General features: G+C 57.5%; 13 protein-coding genes. 5 read left to right on the forward strand and 8 right to left on the reverse strand.

All coding sequences use genetic code 11. The features are described 5' to 3' along the window. Window positions 1–126 precede the first annotated feature (126 nt). The 8 genes from rsmG to rpmH form a co-directional block, all read right to left on the reverse strand. A complete protein-coding gene (gene rsmG, locus JI721_RS06225) occupies window positions 127–915 on the reverse strand; it encodes a 16S rRNA (guanine(527)-N(7))-methyltransferase RsmG (RefSeq protein ID WP_274457194.1) in 789 nt (262 codons plus the stop codon). Then, window positions 908–2,791 carry a tRNA uridine-5-carboxymethylaminomethyl(34) synthesis enzyme MnmG gene (gene mnmG, locus JI721_RS06230; protein WP_274457195.1) on the reverse strand — a complete coding sequence of 628 codons (1,884 nt, stop codon included), beginning with the start codon at window positions 2,789–2,791 and terminating at the stop codon, window positions 908–910. The genes rsmG and mnmG overlap by 8 nt, the downstream gene beginning before the upstream one ends. 40 nt (window positions 2,792–2,831) lie before the next feature. Continuing rightward, a complete protein-coding gene (gene mnmE / locus JI721_RS06235) occupies window positions 2,832–4,223 on the reverse strand; it encodes a tRNA uridine-5-carboxymethylaminomethyl(34) synthesis GTPase MnmE (RefSeq protein ID WP_274457196.1) in 1,392 nt (463 codons plus the stop codon). A 205-nt stretch (window positions 4,224–4,428) separates the two neighbouring features. Further along, entirely contained in the window at window positions 4,429–5,127 is a 699-nt protein-coding gene (gene jag / locus JI721_RS06240) for an RNA-binding cell elongation regulator Jag/EloR (RefSeq protein WP_274457197.1), read from the reverse strand. Between the two features lie 37 nt (window positions 5,128–5,164). After that, window positions 5,165–6,307, reverse strand: coding sequence for a YidC/Oxa1 family membrane protein insertase (locus tag JI721_RS06245; protein WP_274457198.1), 1,143 nt, complete (start codon window positions 6,305–6,307; stop codon window positions 5,165–5,167). Window positions 6,308–6,320: 13 nt separating this feature from the next. Continuing rightward, window positions 6,321–6,542, reverse strand: coding sequence for a membrane protein insertion efficiency factor YidD (gene yidD / locus JI721_RS06250; RefSeq protein ID WP_274457200.1), 222 nt, complete (start codon window positions 6,540–6,542; stop codon window positions 6,321–6,323). A gap of 25 nt (window positions 6,543–6,567) precedes the next feature. Further along, entirely contained in the window at window positions 6,568–6,906 is a 339-nt protein-coding gene (gene rnpA / locus JI721_RS06255) for a ribonuclease P protein component (RefSeq protein WP_274457201.1), read from the reverse strand. Between the two features lie 74 nt (window positions 6,907–6,980). Beyond that, window positions 6,981–7,115 (reverse strand): 50S ribosomal protein L34, encoded by a 135-nt coding sequence (rpmH, locus tag JI721_RS06260; protein WP_274457202.1) that lies wholly within the window; start codon window positions 7,113–7,115, stop codon window positions 6,981–6,983. 492 nt (window positions 7,116–7,607) lie between these two features. Between rpmH and dnaA the strand changes: the two genes are divergently transcribed. The 5 genes from dnaA (at window position 7,608) to gyrB (ending at window position 13,832) form a co-directional block, all read left to right on the forward strand. Beyond that, window positions 7,608–8,981: a chromosomal replication initiator protein DnaA gene (gene dnaA, locus JI721_RS06265; protein ID WP_274457203.1), complete on the forward strand. Its 1,374-nt coding sequence runs from the start codon at window positions 7,608–7,610 to the stop codon at window positions 8,979–8,981. 326 nt (window positions 8,982–9,307) lie between these two features. Continuing rightward, a complete protein-coding gene (gene dnaN, locus JI721_RS06270) occupies window positions 9,308–10,435 on the forward strand; it encodes a DNA polymerase III subunit beta (protein ID WP_274457204.1) in 1,128 nt (375 codons plus the stop codon). A 20-nt stretch (window positions 10,436–10,455) separates the two neighbouring features. Further along, window positions 10,456–11,589, forward strand: coding sequence for a DNA replication/repair protein RecF (recF, locus tag JI721_RS06275; protein WP_274457205.1), 1,134 nt, complete (start codon window positions 10,456–10,458; stop codon window positions 11,587–11,589). A gap of 32 nt (window positions 11,590–11,621) precedes the next feature. After that, a complete protein-coding gene (gene remB / locus JI721_RS06280; RefSeq protein ID WP_274457712.1) occupies window positions 11,622–11,858 on the forward strand; it encodes an extracellular matrix regulator RemB in 237 nt (78 codons plus the stop codon). Window positions 11,859–11,930: 72 nt separating this feature from the next. Next, window positions 11,931–13,832, forward strand: a complete 1,902-nt coding sequence (gene gyrB, locus JI721_RS06285) for a DNA topoisomerase (ATP-hydrolyzing) subunit B (RefSeq protein ID WP_274457206.1) — start codon at window positions 11,931–11,933, stop codon at window positions 13,830–13,832. Window positions 13,833–13,845 lie beyond the last annotated feature (13 nt).

The following is a 13,845-nucleotide window of genomic DNA, read 5'->3' on the forward strand; positions in this document are numbered from 1 at the left end:
GGTGCAGGGCACATAAGGCTCCCAAGGTTGGTCGGGCCAGCTTGGTCCGACCTCCGATCAGGCAGCAAAAATACCTTCCACCACAGTCGTCAGCGCGCCCCTGTACCACGCACTCCACACACCCGCCTACCCACGCGGCGCCAGTGGGGACTTTTGCGGCACACCGGCCTTTCTCGGGTAGGCAGCCGGGGTTTTGCGCTGCTTCGGCACACACAGCAGGGTCCGAGTGCCTGCACCTTGCGGCAGCGTGAACGTCACGGACCGGTGTACGCCGCCGCCCAACGTCTGGATGGCACCTTCCGCTTCCGCCAACTCTTCGTCCAGCGCAGGGCCTTTGTACGCGAACGCCATCCCGCCGACCTTGACCAGCGGCAGCATCAGTTCCATCAACACGTTCAACCTGGCCACCGCGCGCGACAGGACGCAGTCAAAACGCTCGCGGTACGCCTTGTCGCGCCCGGCATCCTCCGCACGCGCATGCACCACCTGCACGTTGGACAACCCCAGTTCCGCTGCGACCGCCTGCAAGAAACCGACCCGCTTGTTGAGCGAATCCATGAGCACAAACTCACAGTCGCTGTGACAAATGGCCAGCGCCAGTCCGGGAAACCCAGCACCCGTGCCGACATCCACGGCGCACGCGCCCGGCTTCATCACTTCTCGCCACGCTGGCAGTTCGCGAATCCAGACAGAATCATAAAAGTGTTTGATATACACTTCCTGTTTCTCCGTAATGCCCGTCAAATTCATCCGCTGATTCCAGTCCACGAGCATCTCGTAATACCGCTCAAACTGCCGCCGCTGGCGCTCCGGCAGTTCCTCTGTCCAGGCCAGCGCACCACCGCCGTGCGCTCCCGCCGCCGCACCGGCTGCCCATTCGCCCCCTGCCTTATCACCCGTGACTCCGTCACGCATTCGCCGCCCGTCCCTTCCACTGCTCGAGATAAACGAGCAGAATCGAAATATCCGCCGGCGTCACGCCAGGGATGCGGGCCGCCTGTCCCACCGTCTGCGGCCGAATGCTGGCGAGCTTCTCCCGTGCTTCCATTGAGATCCCGCCGATGGACTCGTACGCCACATCCGCTGGCAGCACCTTCGACTCCAGGCGCTTCTGCCGCTCAATCTCCGCCACCTGCCGGTCGATGTAGCCTGCGTACTTCGCCTGAATCTCCACCTGTTCGGCCGTCTCTGCCGGCAGTTCGGGCGCAGTCGCGTCCATCCGCTGCACGTCCTTGTACTTCACCTCCGGCCGCCGGAGCAGCGTGTCCAGCGACACCGCCTCCGTCAGCGGCTGCGAGCCAATCTCTATCAGCACCGGGTTCGCCGCCTCCGGCTTCACATGCGTCCGCTTGAGGCGTGCCAGTTCGTTCGCCACGTCCGTCCGCTTGCGCATCATCGCGGCATACTTCGCATCGTCAATCAGCCCAATCTCATGGCCAATCTCCATCAACCGCAAGTCCGCGTTGTCATGGCGCAGCAGCAGGCGGTACTCGGCCCGCGAGGTCAACAGCCGGTACGGCTCGTTCGTGCCCTTGGTCACCAGGTCGTCAATCATCACGCCAATATACGCATCGGACCGCCCCAGCACAATCGGCGGCTGACCCAGCGCGCTGCGCGCCGCGTTGATCCCGGCCATAATCCCCTGCCCTGCGGCTTCCTCATAGCCTGAAGTGCCATTGATTTGCCCGGCCGTGAAGAGCCCCGGCACCAGCTTTGACTCCAGGCTCGGCCACAACTGCGTCGGAACAATCGCGTCGTACTCAATCGCGTATCCCGGCCGCAGCATCTCCGCCCGCTCGAGCCCCGGAATCGTACGCAGCACATCCCGCTGCACATCCTCCGGCAGGCTGGTCGAAAGCCCCTGGACGTACCACTCCGCCGTGTGCCGCCCCTCCGGTTCAAGGAAAATCTGGTGATTCGGCCGCTCCTTGAACCGCACGACCTTGTCTTCGATGGAAGGGCAGTACCGAGGCCCGGTCCCCTGAATGTCCCCGGAATACATCGGTGCCCGGTACAAGTTTTCCATGATGATCCCGTGCGTGGTCTCGTTGGTATAGGTCAGCCAGCAGGGAACCTGCTCGCGCGGCACAATATCGGTGTCATAGCTGAACTGCAGCGGCTCCGGGTCGCCCGGCTGGGCGGCCAGCTTCTCAAAGTCGATCGTATTCGCGTTCACCCGCGGCGGCGTGCCCGTCTTGAAGCGAACCAGTTCAAAGCCGAGATCGAGCAGGCTGTCCGTTAATTTGACGGCCGGCATCTGCCCGTTCGGGCCGCTTTCATAGGACACATCGCCAATGAACACACGCCCGCGCAAATACGTGCCCGTGGTCAGCACCACAGTCGTCCCATGATACTCGGCACCCGTCTTCGTCACGACCCCTTTGACGCGGCCGCCCTCAGTCAGAATTTCCTCAACCATGCCCTGCATCAACGTCAGGTTCGGCTGCTGCTCCAGTGTGTACTTCATCGTCAGACCGTACAACGCCTTGTCCGCCTGCGCCCGCAGGGCCTGCACCGCCGGCCCCTTCCCCGTATTGAGCATCCGCATCTGGATATACGTCCGGTCGATGTTGCGCGCCATTTCCCCGCCAAGCGCCGCGATCTCGCGGACCACAATGCCCTTCGCCGGGCCTCCAATCGACGGGTTGCAAGGCATGAACGCAATCGTGTCGAGACTGATCGTCAACAACAGCGTCTTGCACCCCATCCGCGCCGCCGCCAGCGCTGCTTCACAGCCCGCGTGACCCGCGCCAATCACAATCACCTGGTATTCGCCGGCCTGGTATCGCATCCGCCGCGCCCTCCTTTCACTCCATACGGACGTTCTATCCTTACTTCCCCAAACAGAACCGGGAAAAGATTTCATCCAGCAAGTCTTCGCCAACCGCTTCCCCAATCACGAGCCCTAAAGACGCGTACGCCCCCTGCAGCTGCACAGCGATGATATCCAGCGTGGCATTCTGTTTCGCTGCATCAATCGCCAGCTGCAGGTCCTGTTGTGCCTGCCGCAGCAGCGCCGACTGGCGCGCGTTGGTGAAGTAAGAGCTCTCCGCAATGCCGCCCCTGTCTCCGACCGCCTGCGCCTCCATGGCTTCCTCCAGCGCCGCCAGTCCCGCGGCCTGCGACGCCGACACCTCCACCACCGGGCTCTCCGTGCGGTTCACCTGTTGCAATATACCCCGGTCAAGCGCCTGCGGCAAATCCATTTTATTGATCACGATGACCCGCCCAATCGCTTCCGTCTCCCGCAGCAGTTCGATGTCCGTCGGCTCCAGCGGCTCGCTGCCGTTTAAGACCACCACCGCCAGCTGGGCCTCCTGGACCTTCTCCCGCGACCGTTCGACGCCAATCTTCTCGACCACATCGCTGGTCTCCCGAATCCCCGCCGTATCAATCAACCGATACGGAATCCCGCGCAAATTCACGTACTCCTCCAGCACGTCCCGCGTGGTCCCCGGGATGTCGGTGACAATCGCCCGCTCCCGGCGCAGCAGCGCGTTCAGCAGAGAGGACTTGCCAACGTTGGGGCGGCCGACAATGACGGTCGGGATCCCTTCGCGCAACATGTCTCCCACCCGCGCAGAGGCCGCCAGTGCCGCAATCCGCTCCATCAGCCTCGACCCCACGTCGATGACCGCGGCGCAGGCGACCGCTTCCACGTCGTGCTCCGGGTAATCAATCGTCACCTCAACGTGCGCCTGCAGGGCGATGAGTTCCCGCCGCAGCGACCGGATCTCCTCGCTGAACCGACCCTTCACCTGTGTCAGCGCGGCGCGCCGGGCGAGTTCGGTCTTCGACCGAATCAGGTCCATCACTGCTTCGGCTTGCGACAAGTCAATTCTCCCGTTGAGAAAGGCCCGCTTCGTGAATTCGCCGGGCTCTGCGAGCCGAGCACCCGCCATCAGCACGTGCTCGAGCACCGCGCTGACGACGCGCACCCCTCCGTGCACCTGCAGCTCCACGACATCCTCCGCCGTGTAACTGCGCGGCCCGGGCATCCACACCAGAATACACTCATCCACCAAGGTCCCGTCGTGCGGATGCACAATGTGACCAAAGTGTACACTTCTCGCCGCTGGCAATCGACACTTCTTGCCAGAAGGCAGCCGAAACACGCGCTCTGCAACCGCGGCCGATTCCGGCCCGCTCACCCGAATCACCCCAATACTCGCCTCTCCGAGCGCGGTCGCGATGGCCGCGATGGTATCCTGTTCAATGACCATTCCCTCACCTCCCGACGGCCTCCGCCAAATGGGTATCTCCGTCCACGAACAAGAACGGACCCTCTCCACTGGGAAAGGGCCGCGCTTCCACTATGCATCCAGGACACGTGGCCCTGGGAAAATCCAGTACCTTCGGTCATGACACGGCACATCGGCCGCCCCGCCCATGACCGGGCACCTTCGCCTGACATCTGCCGCACGACGACTACTGCAGATTCCGCTCAAAGCGGCCACTGGTCCGCTCACCCCGGGACCCGGGGCGACTCCGCCCAACCGGAGAAACCACTACTTTCCGGTGCGGGTCAACCCCTTCACTGGACGTACTGACATCCACCCGGCTCTGCAGATAGGTATGAATCACCTTGCGGTCGGCTGCGGGCATCGACTCCATCGTCACCGGACGCCGCGTGCGTACGGCGCGGTTCGCCGCCTGCTCCGCCATCCGCTCCAGACCTTTTCGTCTGCGCTCCCGGTAGTCTCCCGCATCGAGGTAAAACTTCACATAGTGTTCCTTATCCTTGTTCGCCGACACGTTCACCAGGTACTGCAGGGCGTCCAGTACCGCGCCGTGCCGCCCAATCACCGTCGACAAGTCCGCCTCGTCGCAGACAATATTCAGGACCGCCGTTCCTTCCTCCGCCGTTTCATTCGACCGGAGGTGAACCACCGCCTCAATGCCCATCTGCGACAACAGATCCGTGAGAAACGCCTTCGCCGCTTCGGGAGGCGACGGATTGACTGTCACTTCCACTTCAGCATCCTTGCCGCCAATAAATCCGAGGATTCCTTTTACCGGCTCGCTGATCACCCGCACGGTTGCCTCCGCCCGGGTTACCCCCAGCCTCACCAATGCTGAAGTGATTGCTTCCTCCACAGTCTTTCCAGTCGCCACGACCCGCTTCATTTTGATCCCCTCTTCAAATCAATCTTGAAGACGAAAGTCACTCCGAAGGCGATTCTCCGGAACGGTCACTTGACGTTGTATCTCGCGCACCGCTTGAAGGCTGGCTGCCGCTTGGTTCGCCCTGGGGTGGTTGTCCATCCGCAGGCCCGCTTTTTCCTGCCGCGGAAGGATTGGAGGTCTTCGTTGACTTCGCGCTGCCGCCGCTCGAACCCCCGCTTGACTTGGACGATCCCGGCTTTCCGCCTGTCTTCTTCCCCGCCTGACTCGACCCGGATGTACCCGTTTTGCCAGACCGTCCTGACTTGCCTGCACCCCCGGCCGCTTGTGGACGAGCCTTCGACGAAGCACTCGCCTTCGACGAAGCGCCTGGCTTTCCGGAAACCTTCACGGTGCCGCCGCCCGCGCCTGCCACGGCCGCCTTCACCTGGTCAGGACGCACCCGGATGAAGTAGGTTTGAATCGCCGTGAAAAGGTTGCTGCACACCCAGTACAAGGACAAGCCGTACGCGAACCGGGTCGCCATGAAGAAGACAAACACCGGCATGATGTACAACATACTTTTTTGCTGCGAATCGTTCCCCGTCATCATCACTTTCGACGAGAAGTACGTTGTCACGCCAGCGAGTACCGGCCAGACCAACCCCAGCAGAATGGACCCAAGTGACGCTTTGAAGTCGAGCTGGGCACCCAAATGCCAAATGCCCAGGAATGTCGCCTGATGCAGCTTGATGTTGCCCTCAATGGCACCAAACAGCGCATACAGAACGGGCAGTTGCACGACCATCGGCAGGCAGCCCGACATCGGGTTAAAGCCCATCTCCTGGTACAGCTTCATCGTTTCCTGCTGGATTTTCTGGTTATCGCCCTTATACTTGTTGCGAATTTCCGCGATTCTCGGCTGCATCGCCTGCATCGACTTGGAAAATCGGATTTGTCTGACCATCAAGGGCAAAATCAGCAAACGCACCAGCACCGTGACGATGATCAACGCAAAGCCGTATCCCACGTAATGGGCAAAGAAGTCAATCACGCCAGATACAAACTTGAGAATATCGCCCCAAACACCAGCGGGCCAATGTCCAGGTTTGCTCGGATACATTCCGCAACCCGACAAAGACAGTGTCGCAGCGATTGCAATCGCCCATACCCATCGGGGTCTGGACCGCTTTTGCTCGTTCAACAATAGACTCCTCCTACACCTTGTCAGTCGGCACCGGGTCAAATCCGCCTGGATGCCACGGCCCACACTTCAGCAATCGTTTTATCGCCAACCAGCTTCCGCGCGCGGGCCCGTGTCGCTGGACGGCCTCCAGCGCATAGTGCGAACAACTCGGTACAAACCTGCACCGCGCGGGAAACGCAGGAGATATTGCAAGTTGATAAAACCGAATGCACGCGACAAGAACCCGCCCCACTCCGTTTCATCTCCTAACGCCAACATCATACCATGAACTTCCCTTTGCGTAACAACTTTACCAAATCGGCCAGCAGTTCCTGATACGTCGCCTCGGAAGCGGCAGGACGACAGACGACCACAAAGTCGACGGGAACATCCGCCAAAGCGCCCTGAAACTCGTCGAAACAGGCGCGCAGCCTGCGTTTCATCAAATTGCGCGTCACCGCGTTGCCAACTTTCTTGCTCACGGAGAACCCCGCGCGAAACCCCGCGCCCCGCCGCTCCATCCAATACAGCACGAGCCGCGGCGTCGCCGCGGACTTGCCACGGTGAAACACTCTCCGGAAATCCCGGTTTTGCTTCAATCGATGCTGCGATTGCACAAGAAACTTCCCTTCCGACCTTCAATCGACGTCAATCGACTCACGAATATCAAAAAAGGCCACATGACGTGGCCTTAGGCTGACAGAACCTTTCTTCCCTTGCGACGGCGGGCGGCTAACACCCTGCGACCATTCTTGCTGAGCATCCGCTTCCGGAATCCATGGACTTTCTTGCGTTTCCGCGTATTCGGGTTATAGGTCGGCTTCAACTGCGCCACCCCCTTTGCTTTCAACAAACACTGACGAACATTATAGAAAAAGACGCAACCCATGTCAATGCCATTGCGATATCCACAATCTGCCCACAGTACAAAGCCATGTGTACACGTAAATGTGACATTTGTGGATAACCGCAATCACACATTGCTCAACCCTTGAATCCTTTGATATGATAGGTCTCACCGCAACACAATTGCCTTGTGTATAACGTTCATTTATCCACAATTTTATCCACACCTTGTGGACAAGTCATTCACATTCGTGTTGATAAATGCGTTATTGTAGTCAAGTTATGTCGTATTTTGTAGACAGCACGAGAAGGGTTTGAATATTCAACAAACACTGCAGCGGCGGCAATGGATTGTCCACCGGCCACCCAGTCTGTCATCAAGTCGTGTCAAACCACTTTCTAAAGCGGTTGTACGGCCTTTTCGTGCAGCCTGACACTGTAATTTTCGAATATGGAGGTACAAGGGACCACCATGAGTACTGCGCTGGATACCGCCTTTTTCGAGACCCTATGGGAAAACATGATTGAAACCATCCGTGAACGCATGAACGAGAAGACGTTCGACACGTGGTTCAACGGGACCAAAATCATCGAAATGAACGAACAAACGCGGACTGTCACGGTGTTCGTCCCAACGACGTTCACAAAGAACTGGATTGTCTCTAACTACCGGGACGTCATTACCGATCAATGCAAGAACATCACCGGCCAGCCGTACCGCGTTCAGTTTGTTACGCCCACGGAGCAAACCAGCGCGCCAGAACACACACCGCAAAACCCGCGGGACGCTGCCGCCGACAACGAACCGGAACTGCCTTCGTCGCCGCTCAACCCGCGGTACACTTTTTCTACGTTTGTCATAGGCACAAGCAACCGCTTCGCCCATGCAGCCTGTCTGGCCGTAGCGGAAGCACCAGCGAACTCCTACAATCCGTTATTCATTTACGGCGGCGTCGGGCTGGGCAAAACCCACTTGATGCACGCGATTTGCCATTCCATCATGGAAACGCGGCCGGACCTTCGCGTGATGTACCTGTCCTGCGAACAGTTCATCAATGATTTCATCACCTCGCTGCGCAACAATACAAGCAGCGAATTCCGCAAGCGCTACCGGTCGATCGACGTCCTGCTGGTAGATGATATTCAGTTTCTCGCCAAAAAAGAATCGACGCAGGAAGAGTTTTTCCATACATTCAACGCCCTGCACGGGGAAGGAAAGCAAATTGTGCTGTCGAGCGACCGCCCCCCAAGGGAAATTCCAACACTTGAAGACCGACTCCGGTCCCGGTTTGAATGGGGACTCATTACCGACATCCAGCCCCCGGAACTCGAAACACGGGTGGCGATTTTACAGCGCAAAGCCAAGGCAGACGGGTTTCAAATTCCAGAGGACGTCGCCTTTTATATTGCCAATCAAATCGACAGCAACATTCGCGAACTGGAAGGCGCGTTGATTCGCGTGGTGGCTTATTCGTCGTTGGTCAACCAAGACATTGACATCGAACTGGCGCAACAGGCGCTGAAAGAAATCATTGGTCCCGACCGTCGAAAGGGCGTCACCGTGCAGCAGATACAAAAGGTCATTGGCGACCACTACGGCTTGAAGATTGAGGATTTGAAAGCCAAAAACCGTTCAAAAACCGTCGCATTCCCGCGTCAGATTGCCATGTACCTGGTCCGGGAATTAACGGATCTGTCGCTCCCGCGAATCGGCGCTGAATTTGGCGGACGTGATCATACAACGGTCATGCATGCGTGTGAGAAGGTGAGCACGGAAATCGAGCGCGACCCGCAGCTGCGTATGACGATTGAACGTCTCTCGGAGGCCATTCGCACGCTCTGTTAGTCACGCATCGTCGCGCGGAAGATGCAATCTCAAATTCCATCGCAAATTCATTATTATAGAAGAAACTCGTCTTCTTACCATTTTATTTTTCCTTGTGTACACGCTGTGGATGAATCTGCATGAAACCGTACAGTTGTACACAGCCTTGTACACAAGGAAAATTGCGCGATATCCTGTGTTGTTCTCATTGCATCAAAACTTATCCACAAATACACATGCTCTATTACTATCATTACTGTATTCTATGATCTAACAAGATCATGATTCTTAATAAGCAACAAGCCACAAAACGGATTCAAACTGCCCGGGAAGGGGTCAACGACTGCATGAAGTTTTCTGTTCATCAAAGTGCATTACTCCAACTCACACAAACGGTTTCCAAAGCCGTCGCGGTTCGCACCACCAAACAGGTCCTCACGGGGATTTTGCTCGAAGCCACGGAAGATACCCTCCGGGCGACCGCCTACGACCTGGAGCTTGGCATTCAAGATGAAATCATCGCCGATGAACAATCGGGACTGCGTGTGGAACAGCCCGGTGCCATTGTCTTACCGGCTCGCTATCTGTCTGAAGTCGTCCGAAAGCTCCCTTTGGCCGACGTCACCGTAACGATTCAAAACAATTACGTGGCAGAGATACAATCCGGCCAAGCGCAGTTTCATTTGCACGGCATCGACGCTGCGGAATTCCCGAAGCTGCCGCTGTTTCACAACGCAGAACGCATTGAAATTCCCAGTTATTCCTTAAAGCGGTTGATTCAAAGTACGGCGTTTGCAGCTGCGACGTCGGAAGTTCGCCCGGTCTTGACGGGCATCCACTTGCAATTGGAAAATCAGCACATCACCTTTACGGCCACCGACGCCCTCCGGCTGGCGGTGCGTACCGCTGCCCTCAACAGCGCTGAAAACCAGAACTGGAATGTCATTTTACCGAGCAAATCGCTGACGGAGCTGGCGAAGATACTGCCGGACGACGACTCCCTGATTCAAGTGCAGTGCACCAATACTCACAGTCTGTTTGCTGTCGGTTCGACGCTGTTCTATACCCGTCTCATTGATGGGGCTTATCCGGACACCAGCCGCATTATTCCGTCGCAGTTTCGGACGGAGATCACGCTGCCGACCTCGGACATTACCAACGCCATTGACCGGGCGGTTCTGATTGCGCGGGACCGGGACAACAACCAGGTCCGGTTCGATGTCGGCGCAGACTTTGTTACGATTTCCTCGAGTTCGGCGGAGATTGGGAACGTCGCGGAGCAGGTCGGGATTTTGCAGAAAACCGGTGACGACCTCCAGATTGCGTTCAACGGAAAAAATGTACTGGACGCGCTGCGAACGATTCAGGGCGAAGAAGTCATCCTGCGCTTCAACGGGGCAAACCAGCCGTTTATATTCCAGGAGGAAGGAGAACCCTCCGCGCTGCAGTTGATTTCACCGGTGCTCACCCGGTAGCAGTTGGGTTTTGGCTGTCTATGAATCTCAAGGACTTGACGCTGCACCAGTTTCGAAACTACGAGCATCAGTCTTTGACGTTTGGACCCGGGGTGAATATCCTCATCGGAGAAAATGCCCAAGGAAAGACAAACGTCATTGAAGCCATTCATTGTCTGGCGTTAGGCAAGTCTCACCGCACAAATAAAGATGCGGACCTCATCCAGTGGAATGCAGCGGAAGCGTTCATCCAGGCGACGGTCGCGTACGACCATTATTCCGACAGGACGCTGCGCATTGACTTCACGGGTTCGGGCAAGCGCGCCCGCGTGAGCGGGGTTCCGCAAACCAAAATGACCGATTACATCGGTCATTTTCAAATTGTCCTGTTTGCGCCGGAAGACCTGCAATTGGTGAAAGGCGGCCCTGCCATTCGACGCAGGTTTCTCGATATGGAACTTGGACAGACACAGCCGACATATTTATATCATTTGACGCGGTACACGCGCGCGCTGCAGCAGCGCAATTCCCTGCTTCGCAGCGCAGACCATCTTGACCCCGTCTTTCTCGACGCGTTTGACGAACAACTGGTCGAACACGGAACAGAGATTTTGCTGCGCAGACTTGCCTTTGTGGACCAGATGAGAACGTATGCCAGACAAATCCACAGCACCATCTCCGACCACCGGGAAGAGCTTGACTTAACGTACAGCACGACCGTGCGAACGGGGGAACGCTCGGCGCTGGATGCCGTGCGGGAGGACCGTGCACAGGCGGCCGAGGTGTTTCGGGATGCCCTGGCGCGGCGCCGGCAGAACGACCTGCACCTGCGCTACACCTCCGTCGGGCCGCACCGCGATGACCTCGTGTTTGCGCTCAACGGCCAGCCCGTTCAATCGTTTGCGAGTCAAGGTCAGCAGCGAACCATTGCGTTGTCGGTGCGGCTGGCCGAGATCGATTTCATCCGCGGAGAAGTGGGTGAATACCCTGTTTTGCTGCTCGATGATGTATTATCTGAACTGGACGACAGTCGCCAGCGGAACCTGGTGCTGTCGATGAGCGCGAAGGTTCAGACGGTGTTGACGACGACCAGCCTGTTTCACCTCGAACACGAGCTCGGAGGCACGGCCAGGTTGTTTCATGTTCAATCTGGTATAATACAAGTCGGCGGGTGAGCTGGATGTTTATGCATATCGGCGGAGATACGATGGTGGCACTGAAAAACATCATCGGTATTTTTGATATTCACCTCAAAGACAACACATCAGTCGGAAACCTCCTGCGTGCTGCAAAAGAACGGAACGCCGTGGAAGTCGTCGAGGTCGGCGATGTGAAGTCTTTTATTGTGACAGATGACAAGGTGTATTTGTCACCGATTTCTTCTGTAACACTGAAAAAACGCGCATACGTTCTCGACACAGCGGAGCGAATCGAGTTTCATTAGGGTGTGTACAGGAAAAGATCATAGAGATGCAGATTTTCGTCTTCAGGGATACGCTTGTTGGAGGGAAACCACTTGGCAGAACAAGTTTACGACGAATCGCAAATTCAAGTTCTGGAAGGACTTGAAGCTGTACGAAAGCGCCCGGGCATGTACATCGGGTCAACCAGTGCGCGCGGGCTGCACCACCTCGTTTGGGAGATTGTCGACAACGCGGTGGACGAGGCGCTGGCTGGCCGCTGCGACAAAATCATTGTGCAAGTCCACCCGGACAACAGTGTGACGGTCATTGACAACGGGGCTGGGTTTCCCGTCGGGATCCACCCGAAAACAGGGCGGCCGGCTGTCGAAACCGCATTGACCGTCCTGCACGCTGGCGGCAAATTCGGCGGCGGCGGCTACAAGGTCTCCGGCGGCTTGCACGGCGTGGGTGCGTCTGTGGTGAACGCGCTGTCCACGTGGCTTAAGGTCGAAGTGCACCGGGACGGCAACATCTATGTCCAGGAATATGAGCGCGGCGTACCGAAGTATGACTTGAAAATTGTCGGAAAAACCGACCATACCGGAACAAGCGTCACTTTTCTGCCGGACCCGGAGATTTTCACCGAAACCACGGAGTTTCAATCTGACATTCTGCAAGGCCGTCTGCGTGAGCTGGCCTTTTTAAATGCAGGCCTCGAAATCATCTACGAGGATGAGCGGGAAGACAAGACTTACACGTATCTGTACTCCGGCGGTGTCGCGGCATTCGTCGAGTACCTGAACAAGAATAAAGACTTGCTGCATCCAAACCCAGTCTATGTGACCGGCAAGAAGGACGAAGTTACGGTGGAAGTGGCTTTACAATACAACGATGGTTACGCCACCACGCTCTTGTCCTTTGCGAACAACATCAACACGCATGAGGGCGGTACGCATGAGTCTGGCTTCAAGAGCGCGCTCACGCGGGTGATTAACGATTATGGCCGCAAGACGAACATCATCAAAGAAAACGAAAACAACCTGTCCGGCGAAGATGTGCGCGAGGGACTGACGGCCGTCGTCAGCGTCAAGGTGCCCGAGCCGCAATTCGAAGGCCAGACCAAGACGAAGCTGGGCAACAGCGAAGTGCGCGGCATTGTCGAAGGCCTGTTCGGCGAAAAGCTGCAGACCTTCTTTGAGGAAAACCCGTCTGTGGCCAAGCGCATCGTGGAGAAGTCGCTGACGGCCGCGCGGGCCCGCGAGGCTGCGCGTAAGGCGCGGGAGCTGACGCGCCGGAAGAACGCGCTGGAGGTCAGTTCGCTGCCCGGGAAGCTCGCGGACTGTTCCACCAAGGACGCGTCCATCAGCGAATTGTACATCGTCGAGGGTGACTCCGCAGGCGGGTCCGCCAAAGGGGGACGTGACCGAAACTTCCAGGCCATCCTGCCGCTGCGCGGAAAGATCATCAACGTGGAAAAGGCGCGCTTGGACAAGGTGCTGTCGAACGAGGAAGTGCGCGCCATCATCACGGCGATTGGCACAGGCATCGGGGATGACTTCGACATCTCGAAGGCCCGGTATCACAAAATCGTGATCATGACGGATGCCGATGTCGACGGCAGTCACATCCGAATCCTGCTGCTGACGCTCTTCTACCGGTTCATGAAGCCGTTGATTGACGCGGGCTACGTGTATATCGCGCAGCCGCCGCTTTATAAAGTGCAGAAGGGAAAAACCATTCGCTACGCGTACTCCGACAAGGAGCTCGATATTGCCCTGGAGGAAATGGGCCGCAACGGCATCAACATCCAGCGCTACAAAGGCCTTGGCGAGATGAACCCGACGCAGCTGTGGGAGACAACGATGGATCCCGCTTCGCGCACGCTGCTCCAGGTGAACTCGGAAGACGCGGCGGAGGCAGACATGATTTTCTACACGCTGATGGGAGATAAAGTGGAGCCTCGGCGTGAATTCATCGAGGAGCATGCGCAGTTCGTGCGCAACCTCGATGTCTAGAACAGGAGTGAAT

The organism is Alicyclobacillus cycloheptanicus, assembly GCF_028751525.1.
GTDB lineage: Bacteria > Bacillota > Bacilli > Alicyclobacillales > Alicyclobacillaceae > Alicyclobacillus_L > Alicyclobacillus_L cycloheptanicus.